Raw genomic sequence first — 13741 nt, 5'->3', positions numbered from 1 at the left:
ATCTTTACAAATTTTTTAAGGCTTGTTTTATTATTTCCTCAATGGTTGCTTGTGGATGGTTTTTTAACACATTATCGCAAGCCTTCTCGGCTTGTTTCCTTGCAAAACCTAATGTCTCCAATGCAGATAACGCTTCATTTCTGTTCGTATTGCTTGACTTTGAAGAATTAGGCAACGAGCCATAAACTTTTATTATTTTATCTTTTAAATCCAAAACAACTCTTTGGGCTGTTTTGGTTCCAATTCCTTTAACACTTTGAATTGTCACAATATCTTCCGAAAGTATTGCATCCCTTACCAATTCTGGTGAAAGTGAAGATAGCATCGTCCTTGCCGTGCTTGCCCCAACTCCCGAAACCGAAATTAATAAATTAAACACTTCTCTTTCTTCAACCGTTGAAAACCCGTACAATGTATGCGAATCTTCCCTTACAAGCAATTGCGTATACAATTTTACTTTTTCTGTATTGGGGATTTGGGAAAAGGTATGTAACGATATGTTTAAAAAATACCCTACGCCATTACAGTCTACCACCACATCGGTTGGGTTTTTCTCCACTAATTTGCCCTCAATATGGGTAATCATTCGTTAATAAAAAGTTAATGCACCAAATATAGTATAATTATTTTCAACTAGCAGTGTTGCAAAAACGAAAAATAAACTATTGCTCTTCTATTTTTTTTGCTTCTTTTTCTCCTTTGCAGCCTTCTCTTTTTGTTGTGCATCTACCACCGCTATTGCCGTCATATTTACCATTTCTTCTACGTTGGCACCTAACTGAAATATATGTACTGGTTTTTTCATTCCCAACATAATTGGCCCAATAGAAAGTACGTCTTTTTGCTCTTTTAGCATTTTATAATTACTATTGGCAGAATCTAAATTGGGAAAAATAAGGGCGTTTACTTTTTTCCCTGCCAATTTTGAAAAAGGGAACTTGTTTTTAAGCATTTCGCCATTGATGGCGAAGTCAACCTGTATTTCTCCATCCACAATCATATCGGGATTAGAATGGTGAAGCATGGAAACGGCTTGTCTTACTTTTTCAGCATGAGGATCTTTTGAAGAACCAAAATTTGCATAAGAAATCATGGCAATAACAGGATTTAAGCCAAACATTTTTACCGTGTAATTGGTCATTTGCGCAATATTTGCCAATTCTTTTGCTGTAGGATCAATATTAATTGAAGTGTCTGATAAAAATATAGGACCTCTACTGGTAAGCATTAAATTGGTGGTTGCAATTTTATCCACCCCGTCAAATTTACCAATAGTCTCTAAAATAGGGCGAACGACTGTGGGATATGAACGAGCATATCCAGAAACCATGGCATCTGTATCACCCTCTTTTAACATCATGGAGGCAAAATAGTTCCGCTCCCGCATTAATCTTGTGGCATCAAAAAGAGTAACACCATTTCTTTTTCTTTGCTCCCAAAATTTATGTGCGTACCTATGAAGTCTTTCAGATTGTTCATCAGATTTTGGGTCGATAATTTCAATATCCTCTTCAAAATCCAATTCCTTCATTAGTTCTTTAATCACTTCCTTTCTGCCCAATAATATAGGAGTTGCTAATCCTTCTTCAAAAACTATCTGTGCTGCTTTTAAAACATCCAAGTGATCTGCTTCGGCAAAAACAACTCTTTTCGGGTTAGATTTTGCGCGATCCATAAGCAGCTTGATGATTTTATTATCGCTGCCCATGCGCTCGTTCAAATCATCTACATACTTTTCCCAATCTGTAATGGGCGACTGTGCAACACCACTCTCCATAGCAGCTTTCGCAACAGCTGGCGGGACAGAGGCAATTAATCTTGGGTCAAATGGTTTTGGGATAATGTATTCTCTACCAAAATTTAATCGTGTTTCTCCATAAGCAATATTTACTTGTTCAGGAACAGGTTCCTTTGCTAACTCCGCCAATGCTTTTACTGCAGCCATTTTCATGGCTTCGTTAATTTTTGTGGCTCGAACATCTAGCGCACCCCTAAAAATAAATGGAAATCCAAGCACATTATTCACTTGGTTAGGATGATCGCTTCTCCCTGTTGCCATAATGATATCCTCTCTTACTTTTATAGCCACATCGTAAGCTATTTCTGGATTGGGATTAGCCATGGCAAAAACAATTGGGTTTGCAGCCATGGTTTTAAGCATTTTTGGTGTCACTATATCCGCAATGGAAAGTCCCACGAAAACATCCGCGTCCATCAAAGCTTCTTCTAAGGTTTCAATATTTCTAGAAGTGGCAAATTCTAGTTTTTCTGCTGAAAGATCTTTTTGACTTTTCCTAATTACCCCTTTACTATCCAACATCACAATGTTCTCAGGTTTCGCTCCAAATGCCTTGTAAAGTCTTGTACAAGAAACGGCAGCTGCACCAGCACCACTAATTACTATTTTTACTTTCGTAATGTCCTTTTCAGCAATTTCAATTGCATTTATCAATGCCGCAGCGGAGATAATAGCTGTCCCATGCTGATCGTCATGCATGACAGGAATATCAAGTTCTTCTTTTAACCTTCTTTCAATTTCAAAAGCTTCAGGCGCTTTAATATCTTCCAAGTTAATTCCACCAAACGTAGGCGCAATGTTTTTTACCGTTTCAATAAATGCATCGACGTCTTCAGTTCCTATTTCAATGTCAAAAACATCGATATCTGCAAAGATTTTGAAGAGTAATGCTTTCCCTTCCATTACAGGCTTAGACGCTTCAGGACCAATATTTCCAAGTCCTAAGACAGCTGTTCCATTAGAAATTACTGCAACTAGATTCCCTTTATTGGTGTACTTATAAACATTTTCGGTGTCTTTTTCAATTTCCAAACACGGCTCAGCAACCCCTGGAGAATAGGCCAATGACAAATCCCTTTGACTTGAATATTTTTTTGTAGGGACCACTTGAATCTTCCCAGGTTTAGGCTTTGCGTGGTATAATAAAGCTTCACGACGTTTGCTTTGTTTGCTCATCTTTCCTAATTATGTAGACTTACAAAGGTAACAGACTAGTTGAAACCAAAAAATTTTAAAGATTAATCTTTTAAAAAAGAGATATTTCGTTTGAGCCCTGAAAATTTAGTCCTTTTTACTGCACTTTTTTTGAAAATTTGATTGAAAATTTCTTCAGTAATCTCTTCCCACTCTTTTTTTGATTTTGAAAGTAATCCTGGGTAGGGATTGAACAAGGGTTCATTATGCGATTTACTAAAACGATTCCAAGGACATACATCTTGGCATACATCGCAACCAAACATCCAATCATCCATTTGATTTGAAAAACTTGATGGAATTTCATTTTTCAACTCAATTGTGAGGTACGAAATACACTTACTCCCATCTACCACATGCGGTTGTACAATCGCTTGTGTTGGGCAAGCATCTATACAGGCAGTACAAGTCCCACAATGGTCTGTTACTGGGCTATCATGCTCTAATTCGATGTCGACAATTAATTCCGCAATAAAAAAGAAAGAACCTACTTGCTTGCTCAAAAGATTGCTGTGTTTTCCAATCCATCCTAATCCACTTTTGGCTGCCCAAACCTTGTCCAATACTGGAGCTGAATCTACAAAAGCACGTCCATTTACTTCGCCAATTTCATTTTGAATAAAAAAGAGTAGTTCTTTTAGTTTTTCCTTTATCACAAAATGATAATCGGTACCATAGGCATATTTAGAAATTTTATACGAATCCTCTCTTTGTGATTCATTCGGAAAGTAGTTTAATAATAAAGAAATAACACTTTTGGAACCTTCAACCAATTTAGAAGGGTCAAGTCGTTTGTCGAAATGGTTTTCCATATATCCCATTTCTCCATGCATATTCTTTTTTAGCCATTTTTCTAATCGTGGAGCTTCCTCCTCTAGAAACTGTGCCTTACTAATTCCGCAAGAAAGAAATCCTAAGCGTTTTGCTTCTTCTTTTATAATATTTGTATTGTGAAGCTTGGATTTCATTTAAAAAAGTCCACCCTGAGTTCCTCCTTTTATCTTTCCTAAATGCGTATAAGCAAATTCAGTAACTTCTCTTCCACGTGGTGTTCTCACAATAAATCCTTGCTGAATAAGAAATGGCTCATAGACTTCTTCAATCGTTTCGGCACTTTCTGAAACCGCTGTTGCCAAAGTGGTAATCCCTACAGGGCCTCCCTTAAACTTATCGATAATGGTTTTTAAAATTTTATTATCCATTTCATCAAGCCCATGCATATCCACGTGAAGCTGTTCAAGTGCATATTTTGCAATCTTAATATCAATGTTGCCATCTCCTTTAATTTGGGCAAAATCTCTAACTCTTCGTAATAATGCATTAGCAATTCGAGGGGTTCCACGACTTCTACCTGCGATTTCAATTGCTGCTTCCATAGAAATTGGAACACTTAAAATATGGGCGCTCCGCTGAACGATTGTTGTAAGCAGTTCGGTAGTGTAATATTGTAATCTTGAAGAAATTCCAAAACGAGCCCGCATGGGAGCCGTTAACAATCCTGAACGGGTAGTAGCCCCTACCAAAGTAAACGGATTCAAATTAATTTGAACGGTTCTTGCATTGGGTCCAGACTCAATCATAATGTCTATTTTGTAATCCTCCATTGCAGAATAAAGGTATTCTTCTACAATAGGACTCAAACGATGAATTTCATCTATAAACAACACATCTCTTTCCTCTAGATTGGTAAGAAGCCCCGCTAAGTCACCTGGTTTATCTAAAACAGGGCCCGAAGTAACCCTAATATTTACTTGAAGTTCATTTGCTAAAATATGTGCTAAGGTAGTTTTCCCTAACCCTGGAGGACCATGAAATAGGGTATGATCTAAGGCTTCTTCACGCAAATTGGCGGCTTGAACAAAAACCTGTAAGTTTTCTAGCACTTGATCCTGACCGGCGAAATCTTCAAAAGAAAGAGGACGTAGCTTTCTCTCTAAATCTAATTCTTGTTCAGAAAAATTTTCGCTTGTTGGATCTAGATTTTCGTTCATACTACAAATATACAAAGGTTCCTTTACTGAAAATCTATTTAATTAAAACTGTTACACCTAAATTATACTTGTACAGTTTTCCACTTTCCTTTTTTGAACCAAATAATACCTAAAATTGCTATTAAAATTTCAGCAAAGGTAATGGCCAGCAACACGCCTGTAGCTCCTAGATTAAAGGTTAAAGCCGCTACATACGCAAAGGGTAATTGAAAAAGCCAAAAGCAGAAAAAGTTAATAATCGTTGGTGTTTTTGTATCACCAGCTCCATTAAAAGCTTGAATTACCACCATTCCGTAGGCATAAAAAACATAGCCAGCAGCAATTATACGTAGGCTCAACGCCCCTTTGGAAATAACTTCAGGATGATTACTAAATATTTTGATAATAGTTTCTGCAAACAAAAGATAGAAGATAGAGACACCAACCATGAACCACGCGTTATACTTTCCAGTTTTCCAAACAGACGATTCGGCTCTTTCTGGTTTTCCAGCTCCTAAATTTTGACCCACCAAAGTTGCCGCAGCGTTACTCATTCCCCAAGAAGGCATTAGGGTAAACATAAGAACACGAATTGCAATGGTATAACCAGCCAATAATTCGCTCCCAAATTCTGCCATAATTCGCATTAAAAATACCCAGCTCGTTGTACCAATAATAAACTGTCCAATACCTCCTAACGATACTTTTATTAAATTCCACATAATCCCTAAGCGAAGGACAAAATCTTTTAAAACTAGTTTTATTTTGGTCCAACCTAAAAATAAGATTGCAATCTGAAAAATAACGGCACTTCCTCTGCCAATGGTTGTTGCAATAGCGGCTCCTTTTACACCAAAAGCAGGAATGGGACCTAATCCAAAAATAAAAATTGGGTCTAATATGATGTTTAATATATTAGAAAATATAAGGACCTTCATAGCAGTTGAAGCATCCCCCGCTCCTCTAAAAATTGCATTGATTAGAAAAAGCAACATAACCGTTACATTACCCCCTAAAAGTATTTGAGTATATCCGTAGCCTTCTTGAACCAAATCAGGTTCACCACCCATGAGGGATAAAATTTCCTTGGGAAAAAGAATTCCAACAATGCTTACAACAATGGAAACTGCAACTCCTAAAAAGATTACTTGTACTGCTGTTTGTGAAGCTCCTTGGATATTTTTTTCACCAATCCTTCGCGCTACAATTGCCGTTGCTCCCATACTTAACCCTATGGCAATAGCATAAACCAACGTTAGAACAGATTCTGTTAGCCCTACAGTTGCAATGGCATTTGGTCCTAAACTCGATACAAAATAGGCATCTACTAGAAAAAAAATAGACTCCATCATCATTTCCAAAACCATAGGAACTGATAGTAAAAAAACAGCTTTACGAATACTCCCAGAGGTAAATTCTTGTTCTTTGCCAGCAATTGCCAAAGGCAAATTCTTTATAATTTTTTGAAAAAGAGTCATCTTGGTTAGTAACAAATAACCAAAGATATAAAAAAACCCTTCCTGAAAATAAGAAGGGTTTTTAAAGTATTTTTAAAGAATTTGCTAATGATTCATTTCTTCTTCATTGTCTTGAAGTGGCATCGTTTGAGGTACAAAATCCTCTCCTGGAATAACATAATCACTTTCGTCTTTATTCAATTTACTATAGTCGTATGGCCAACGGTGTACGTGAGGAATTGGACCATCCCAGTTTCCGTGAATATGCTTTACTTCTGCAGTCCACTCTAAAGTATTCGACTTCCAAGGATTTTTTGGTCCTTTTTTTCCGAAGAACATAGAGGAAATAAAATTGTAAAGGAATACTAACTGTGCGGCTCCTGCAATAAAAGCAAAGATGGTAATTACCACATTAATATTTGCTAAATCATCAAAATATGGAAACGCGGTGTTGGTATAATATCGTCTTGGTAATCCAGCCATTCCAATAAAGTGCATTGGGAAGAAAACTCCATACGCACCTATGGCTGTCACCCAGAAGTGAATGTACCCAAGATTTTTATTAAGCATTCGTCCTTCAAACATTTTTGGGAACCAATGGTACACTCCTGCGAATAATCCATACAACGCCGAGATACCCATTACTAAATGGAAGTGAGCAACCACAAAATATGTATCGTGTACATTAATATCGAGTGCGCTGTCTCCTAAAATAATTCCTGTAAGACCACCCGTTATAAATGTTGAAACCAATCCAATAGAAAATAACATGGCAGGGTTTAGCTGCAAATTACCCTTCCATAGGGTGGTTATATAATTAAATGCTTTTACTGCTGAAGGAATTGCAATCAATAAGGTTGTAAAGGTGAATACAGATCCTAGAAATGGATTCATTCCAGAAATAAACATATGATGTCCCCAAACAATGGTTGACAAGAATGCTATTGCTAAAATGGAAGCAACCATTGCTCTATACCCAAAAATTGGCTTACGAGAGTTGGTAGCAATAATTTCGGAAGTGATCCCTAATGCTGGTAATAATACAATGTAAACTTCAGGGTGTCCTAAAAACCAGAAAAGATGTTCAAATAATACGGGAGATCCTCCTTGATTATGTAATACTTCCCCTGCCACATAAATATCTGAAAGGAAGAACGAAGTTCCAAAACTTCTATCCATAATTAATAATAATGCCGCTGATAATAATACTGGGAAAGAAACTACTCCAATAATTGCTGTTACAAAGAACGCCCAAATGGTTAACGGTAGACGTGTCATGGACATTCCTTTAGTACGTAAGTTAATTACAGTTACAATATAATTAAGCGATCCTAATAATGAGGATGCAATAAAAATTGCCATAGAAACTAACCATAAGGTCATACCTGCACCCGAACCAGGAATAGCTTGAGGCAATGCACTAAGCGGTGGGTAGATTGTCCAACCAGCTGAAGCAGGTCCTGCTTCCACAAAAAGAGACATAACCATAATAACACTGGAAAGGAAAAATAACCAGTAAGATATCATATTCAAAAACCCTGAAGCCATATCTCGAGCTCCAATCTGTAATGGAATTAATAAGTTACTGAAAGTTCCACTCAATCCAGCAGTTAATACAAAGAATACCATAATGGTTCCGTGAATAGTAACAAGTGCTAAATAGACACTAGGATCCATAATTCCATCGGCTCCCCATTTTCCTAAAAGAATCTCGTAAATACCAAATTGTTTATCCGGCCAAGCTAATTGAAGTCTAAAAAGCATAGACATAGCAATTCCAATAATTCCCATAAACAACCCTGTAATAAGGTATTGCTTTGAAATCATTTTATGATCTTGGCTAAAGATATATTTAGTAACAAATGTCTCTTTATGGTGATGCCCGTGATCGTCGTGATGGTCTTCTACGTGGTCGTGTGCGTGTGCTGACATATCTTTCTAAACTGTTTTATTATTGTTTAAGCGCTTCGGCCAATGTAGCTTGTTCTTTTATCCAAGCATTATATTCTTCTTCTGATTCAACTACAATTTTCATTTGCATGTTGTAGTGGTTGTTTCCACAAATCTTATTACAAAGAAGCATATAATCAAATTCATAGGGTTCTAAAGCTTCGTCCCCATTAGCAACAAGTTTTTCACTATTAGCTCTTCTAATTTCATTTATTCGTTGAACTTTCCCAATCACTTCAGGATCTAATCTCATTTCTTCAGTAGTAATTGTAGGTGTAAATGCAAATTGAGTAATCATTCCAGGAACACAGTTCATTTGGGCTCTAAAGTGCGGCATATATGCCGAGTGCAAAACATCTTGAGAACGCATCTTGAAAAGAACCTTTTTACCAACGGGTAAGTGTAGTTCATTAACAATGATATCATCTTGGGCATTTGGATCTGAAGTATCAACTCCTAATGTGTTTGCCCCTTCAATAAGTCTTACGTTAGCTTCACCAAGTACATTGTCATTTCCTCCGTAACGCGCTCTCCAATCAAATTGGTACGCATACAACTCAATTACCATTGTGTCTTCGTCTTCGTCAAAATTCATAATGTCTGTCCAAGTAAACAAACCATAAATAATCAATCCTGCCAATACAATAACTGGAATTATAGTCCAGATGAACTCTAACTTGTCATTATCTGCATAGAAGGTAGCTCTTTGTGTCTTTTTACCTCGATATTTGAATGAGAAATAAAATAGAAGCCATTGGGTTATAATTCCTACTACAAAAATAAGCACCATGGAAATAAGCCAAAGTTGGTCTATGTCCACCCCATGCTCAGATGCAGATTGAGGTAAAAATACATTACTCCATTTCCAATGAGAATAGAATGCTAAAGCATAAACAAATAATACAAACATCAAACTTAGCCATCCATGTAAATTATTGTCTTTATCATTGGCTATTTGGGAAGTAGTATCGCTTTTGCCTTTGGAGAGCTGAAAAATCTTTCCCATTTGCCAGATGGCAACTCCAAAAAGAATGATTACTAATACAACTAAAAATGCGGTCATCGTTATCTATCTTCTATGTTTAATTAATAATGAAAATGTTTACTTTCCTTAATAAATGGATTTCGTTTTGCCAATAATGGCGCTTTTGTTAAGGCCGTAAATACCACCAAAACAAATAATCCAAAGAAGAAAAGCAATGAACCTATTTCTGGAATGCCAATATACCAAGACGTTCCAACAGTTGCAGGCATTACCATATTGAAAACATCAATATAATGTCCTGCTAAAATGACAATCCCTGTCATGATTACGAACCAGTTAACACGTTTATAATCACTATTCATTAATAACAACACAGGGAATATAAAATTCATAGCTAACATCCCGAAGAAAGGAAGATTATAATCTTCTATTCGGGTAACAAAATATGTTACCTCTTCTGGAATGTTTGCATACCAGATAAGCATGAATTGTGAAAACCATAAATACGTCCAGAAAATACTAAACCCAAACATGAATTTTGCCAAGTCATGAATATGACTATCGTTTACGTGCTCTAAATATCCTTGCGATTTCAAATAAATAGTAACCATGGCAATTACCGTAATTGCCGAAACCATCATTCCTGCAAACACATACCATCCAAATAGGGTACTAAACCAATGTGGGTCGAAACTCATTATCCAATCCCAAGACATCATAGACTCGGTAACTATAAAGAATACTAAGAATCCTGCTGAAGCTTTAAAATTCTTTTTAAAGTATCTATTGTCTTCTGCCGTATCGTCTGCAATAGAATTTTTTCTAGAAATCCAACGATATAAATTCCATCCTAATAAGAAAATAGCTGCCCTTATTAAAAAGAAAGGAACGTTTAAAAATCCGCTTTTCCCTGCAATTAATTTATCATAATGCTCACTTTCTGGATTTACCAATTCTGGATCCATCCAATGGAAGATATGGTTTACGTGAAATGCTGAAAGCAATAACAATACAAATATAATTACAGAAGCTACTGGCAAATAGGCTGTAATCCCTTCCATCACCCTAAATAGTACAGGAGACCAACCCGCTTGTGCAGCATATTGAATAGCATAAAACGCTAAGGTTCCTAATGCTATCATAAAAAAGAAGAACGATGCAATGTATAATGCAGACCAAGGACGGTTTTGCATTTGATGAAGTACATGCTCATAATGAGCCTCTTCACCACCGTGAGCATCTTCATTCACTTCACCATGACTGTCACTGTGTGAAACATCTTCAACGGTTTCACCATGACCATCCCCGTGGTGACTTGCCATCATTTCCTTTACTTCGGCAGTGGTTTTGGGAGCAGAAAGAAACCCTGCAATCATCCCAATGGCTCCAACTACCATAAAAGCAATCGCAAATAATTTTAATTTTTTGGGTAGCGTATACATATCTTAAGCTATTCTCTTAGTTCTTTATTTAATGTTCTGTCTCTGTTGTTACAGTTTCAGTAGTTTCTTCCACTGTAGGCGCCACTATACTTTCTGGTGTCACTAATGGCTCACCTTTAAGCGCTGCCTTCAAATTCATCACGTGTTGAGTAATTTGCCAACGCTCTAACTCATTGGTTTGAGAGGCATAAGAACCCATTGAGTTTAAACCAAACATTTGTACGTGATAAACCCCTCCTTCAGATATATCCCGTCCTGCATCATCATAACTTGGAATACCAAGAATCTTCTCGCGTTGCACTAAAATTCCTTGCCCGTCGCCATTTGCACCGTGACAAACGGCACAATAAATATCGTATAGTTTCTTACCTGCAGCTAAATTTTCTTCTGTGACAGCTAATGGGTTTTTTAATTCGGCTTTTGCCAATAGTAAACCATCAGGTGTATTTGGGTAATCATAAGGCTGCCATCCTCTTGGAATAGATCCTTCGGCAGGTAACATAGCCGCTTGACCTCCTGGGAAAATTTCATATTCCCCGTAGGTTTCATATCCAACAGGAGCATACATGTTTGGCATGTATTGGTAATTAGGATTTCCCGTATCAAAACAAGATACCATTACCGTAGCTACCATAAACAATATTGCTATTTTTGATATACTTTTCATATTAGTGATCGTCTTCATTTTCGATTAAACTAATTTCTATCGCTCCAGTTTCTTTTAAAAATTTTGAAATTTTTTCCACATCATGACTTCCAGCATCGATTGCCATAAGGAAATGATCGTCTGTGGTTCTTGGATCTGGATTTTCGGCTTTTTTAAAGGGCCATAATTTACTTCTCATATAGAAAGTAATTACCATTAAATGCGCAGCAAAAAATACTGTCATCTCAAACATAATGGGAACAAAAGCAGGCATATTCTCTATATAACTAAAGCTAGGCTTTCCTCCAATATTTTGAGGCCAATCTTGAATCATAATGAAATTCATCATAATAATAGCGACCGAAAGCCCAACAAGTCCATACATAAAAGAGGTAATCGCAATTCTAGTCCCAGCCAAGCCCATAGCCTTATCTAGACCGTGAACTGGGAAAGGCGTATATACTTCTTCTATATGATAATGTTCATTACGAACTGCCTTTACAGCATTCATAAGAATGTCATCGTCGTTGTAAATAGCGTGAATTACTTTGGATGCCATATCTTAACTATTTTTAAGTTTTGAAGCTTGACCTGCCCAATCATCACGTTTTGCTCTTCCTGGGAATTCGTCAATTATGCTATCTAATAAATCATACTCTGTATCGGTCATTCTACTTACTTGTTCGAAAGTAAAAATTCCTAATTGGTGTAATTTTTCTTCCATTTTGGGACCTACACCACTAATAAGCTTTAAATCGTCTGCTGTTTGAGTAGCAGCATCAAAAGTTCCAATACTTTTCAATAAATTCTTAGTATTTTCGGAAGTATCAGTTGCCAGTTTTGACGGAGCCTTTTCAACTTTAGTGTTGGCTCCCGAAGGTAAATCGTAATGTTTTACATCATCTCCATGTTCTGCGCGAAGTGTTTTGTATTTACTTCCAGATCCTTTCAAAATTGATTTTACTTCTGCCTGCGCAATTACAGGGAATGTTCTTGAGTACAATAAGAACAGGACAAAAAAGAACCCTATAGTTCCAATAAAAATTCCTATATCCACAAAAGTTGGAGAGAACATTGTCCAAGAAGATGTTAAGTAATCTCTGTGCAGGGACGTCACGATAATAACGAAACGCTCAAACCACATTCCAATGTTTACAACAATAGAAATAAAGAAGGAGAACATAATACTAGTACGCAATTTCTTAAACCACATAAACTGTGGAGAGAACACGTTACAGGTCATCATTGCCCAATATGCCCACCAATAAGGCCCAGTTGCTCTATTCAAGAAGGCATATTGCTCATACTCTACTCCAGAATACCAAGCAATAAATAACTCGGTAATATAGGCCACCCCAACAATGGAACCTGTAATCATAATTACAATGTTCATTAATTCTATATGTTGAATGGTAATATAATCTTCCAAATGTGAAACCTTTCTCATAATGATAAGAAGGGTTTGTACCATGGCAAATCCAGAAAAAATTGCTCCCGCAACGAAATACGGTGGGAAAATGGTAGTATGCCAACCTGGAATTACCGAGGTTGCGAAGTCAAAAGATACAATCGTATGTACCGAAAGTACAAGTGGCGTTGCAAGACCTGCTAATACCAAAGAAACTTCTTCGAAACGTTGCCAATCTTTAGCACGTCCACTCCATCCAAAGGATAAAATACTATATACTCTTTTAGTAAATGGTGTTATAGCTCTATCGCGAATCATCGCAAAATCAGGCAATAATCCAGTCCACCAGAACACTAAGGATACCGATAGATAGGTAGAAATCGCAAAAACGTCCCAAAGTAATGGCGAGTTAAAGTTCACCCAAAGTGATCCAAACTGGTTAGGAATAGGTAGTACCCAATAGGCTAACCAAGGACGCCCCATGTGAATGATAGGAAACAATCCCGCCTGAATTACCGAGAAGATGGTCATCGCCTCTGCAGAACGGTTAATTGCCATTCTCCATTTTTGACGGAAAAGTAAGAGTACCGCAGAAATAAGGGTTCCTGCGTGACCAATACCTACCCACCAAACGAAGTTGGTAATATCCCAAGCCCAGTTAACGGTTTTGTTCAATCCCCAAACTCCAATCCCTGTAGAAATGGTATAAATAATACACCCTAGTCCCCATAAAAAGGCTACTAAAGCAATAGTAAATACTATCCACCAAGATTTATTGGCTTTTCCTTCTACTGGAGCTGCCACATCCACAGTAACATCGTGGTAGCTTTTGTCTCCAATAACTAAGGGTCTTCTAATAGGTGCTTCGTAATGCGACGCCATATCTATATA

At 37.0% G+C, this 13741-nt stretch carries 11 protein-coding genes; all 11 read right to left on the bottom strand.

Translation table 11 applies throughout. The features are described 5' to 3' along the window. Nucleotides 1–4: 4 nt before the first annotated feature. Nucleotides 5–586: a Holliday junction branch migration protein RuvA gene (gene ruvA, locus KXJ69_RS10990; RefSeq protein ID WP_219053159.1), complete on the bottom strand. Its 582-nt coding sequence runs from the start codon at nucleotides 584–586 to the stop codon at nucleotides 5–7. An 87-nt stretch (nucleotides 587–673) separates the two neighbouring features. Next, nucleotides 674–2974: an NADP-dependent malic enzyme gene (locus KXJ69_RS10985; RefSeq protein WP_219053158.1), complete on the bottom strand. Its 2301-nt coding sequence runs from the start codon at nucleotides 2972–2974 to the stop codon at nucleotides 674–676. Nucleotides 2975–3036: 62 nt separating this feature from the next. Further along, nucleotides 3037–3960 carry a tRNA epoxyqueuosine(34) reductase QueG gene (gene queG, locus KXJ69_RS10980; RefSeq protein WP_219053157.1) on the bottom strand — a complete coding sequence of 308 codons (924 nt, stop codon included), beginning with the start codon at nucleotides 3958–3960 and terminating at the stop codon, nucleotides 3037–3039. After that, nucleotides 3961–4983, bottom strand: coding sequence for a Holliday junction branch migration DNA helicase RuvB (gene ruvB / locus KXJ69_RS10975; RefSeq protein ID WP_219053156.1), 1023 nt, complete (start codon nucleotides 4981–4983; stop codon nucleotides 3961–3963). 62 nt (nucleotides 4984–5045) lie between these two features. Beyond that, on the bottom strand, nucleotides 5046–6440 hold the full coding sequence (locus tag KXJ69_RS10970) for an MATE family efflux transporter (protein WP_219053155.1): 1395 nt from the start codon (nucleotides 6438–6440) through the stop codon (nucleotides 5046–5048). Nucleotides 6441–6524: 84 nt separating this feature from the next. Beyond that, a complete protein-coding gene (locus KXJ69_RS10965) occupies nucleotides 6525–8351 on the bottom strand; it encodes a cytochrome c oxidase subunit I (RefSeq protein WP_219053154.1) in 1827 nt (608 codons plus the stop codon). 19 nt (nucleotides 8352–8370) lie between these two features. Further along, on the bottom strand, nucleotides 8371–9432 hold the full coding sequence (locus KXJ69_RS10960; protein WP_219053153.1) for a cytochrome c oxidase subunit II: 1062 nt from the start codon (nucleotides 9430–9432) through the stop codon (nucleotides 8371–8373). Nucleotides 9433–9455: 23 nt separating this feature from the next. Continuing rightward, nucleotides 9456–10796: a quinol:cytochrome C oxidoreductase gene (locus KXJ69_RS10955; protein ID WP_219053152.1), complete on the bottom strand. Its 1341-nt coding sequence runs from the start codon at nucleotides 10794–10796 to the stop codon at nucleotides 9456–9458. Nucleotides 10797–10824: 28 nt separating this feature from the next. Continuing rightward, a complete protein-coding gene (locus KXJ69_RS10950) occupies nucleotides 10825–11481 on the bottom strand; it encodes a c-type cytochrome (protein ID WP_255571325.1) in 657 nt (218 codons plus the stop codon). Beyond that, nucleotides 11465–12001, bottom strand: coding sequence for a DUF3341 domain-containing protein (locus tag KXJ69_RS10945; RefSeq protein ID WP_219053151.1), 537 nt, complete (start codon nucleotides 11999–12001; stop codon nucleotides 11465–11467). Before KXJ69_RS10945 ends, KXJ69_RS10950 begins: the two co-directional genes overlap by 17 nt. 3 nt (nucleotides 12002–12004) lie before the next feature. Beyond that, nucleotides 12005–13732 carry a helix-hairpin-helix domain-containing protein gene (locus KXJ69_RS10940; protein WP_219053150.1) on the bottom strand — a complete coding sequence of 576 codons (1728 nt, stop codon included), beginning with the start codon at nucleotides 13730–13732 and terminating at the stop codon, nucleotides 12005–12007. Nucleotides 13733–13741: the final 9 nt, after the last annotated feature.

It is taken from the genome of Halomarinibacterium sedimenti, from assembly GCF_019312585.1.
Classification (GTDB): Bacteria; Bacteroidota; Bacteroidia; order Flavobacteriales; family Flavobacteriaceae; genus Halomarinibacterium; species Halomarinibacterium sedimenti.
The sequence above is the reverse complement of the archived record's forward strand: the minus strand, read 5'-3'. Positions and strand labels throughout refer to the sequence as shown.

Coding starts and splice junctions, on each gene's coding strand:
- ruvA (WP_219053159.1), bottom strand. CDS start 586: ATGATTACCCATATTGAGGGCAAATTAGTGGAGAAAAACCCAACCGAT.
- KXJ69_RS10985 (WP_219053158.1), bottom strand. CDS start 2,974: ATGAGCAAACAAAGCAAACGTCGTGAAGCTTTATTATACCACGCAAAG.
- queG (WP_219053157.1), bottom strand. CDS start 3,960: ATGAAATCCAAGCTTCACAATACAAATATTATAAAAGAAGAAGCAAAA.
- ruvB (WP_219053156.1), bottom strand. CDS start 4,983: ATGAACGAAAATCTAGATCCAACAAGCGAAAATTTTTCTGAACAAGAA.
- KXJ69_RS10970 (WP_219053155.1), bottom strand. CDS start 6,440: ATGACTCTTTTTCAAAAAATTATAAAGAATTTGCCTTTGGCAATTGCT.
- KXJ69_RS10965 (WP_219053154.1), bottom strand. CDS start 8,351: ATGTCAGCACACGCACACGACCACGTAGAAGACCATCACGACGATCAC.
- KXJ69_RS10960 (WP_219053153.1), bottom strand. CDS start 9,432: ATGACCGCATTTTTAGTTGTATTAGTAATCATTCTTTTTGGAGTTGCC.
- KXJ69_RS10955 (WP_219053152.1), bottom strand. CDS start 10,796: ATGTATACGCTACCCAAAAAATTAAAATTATTTGCGATTGCTTTTATG.
- KXJ69_RS10950 (WP_255571325.1), bottom strand. CDS start 11,481: ATGAAGACGATCACTAATATGAAAAGTATATCAAAAATAGCAATATTG.
- KXJ69_RS10945 (WP_219053151.1), bottom strand. CDS start 12,001: ATGGCATCCAAAGTAATTCACGCTATTTACAACGACGATGACATTCTT.
- KXJ69_RS10940 (WP_219053150.1), bottom strand. CDS start 13,732: ATGGCGTCGCATTACGAAGCACCTATTAGAAGACCCTTAGTTATTGGA.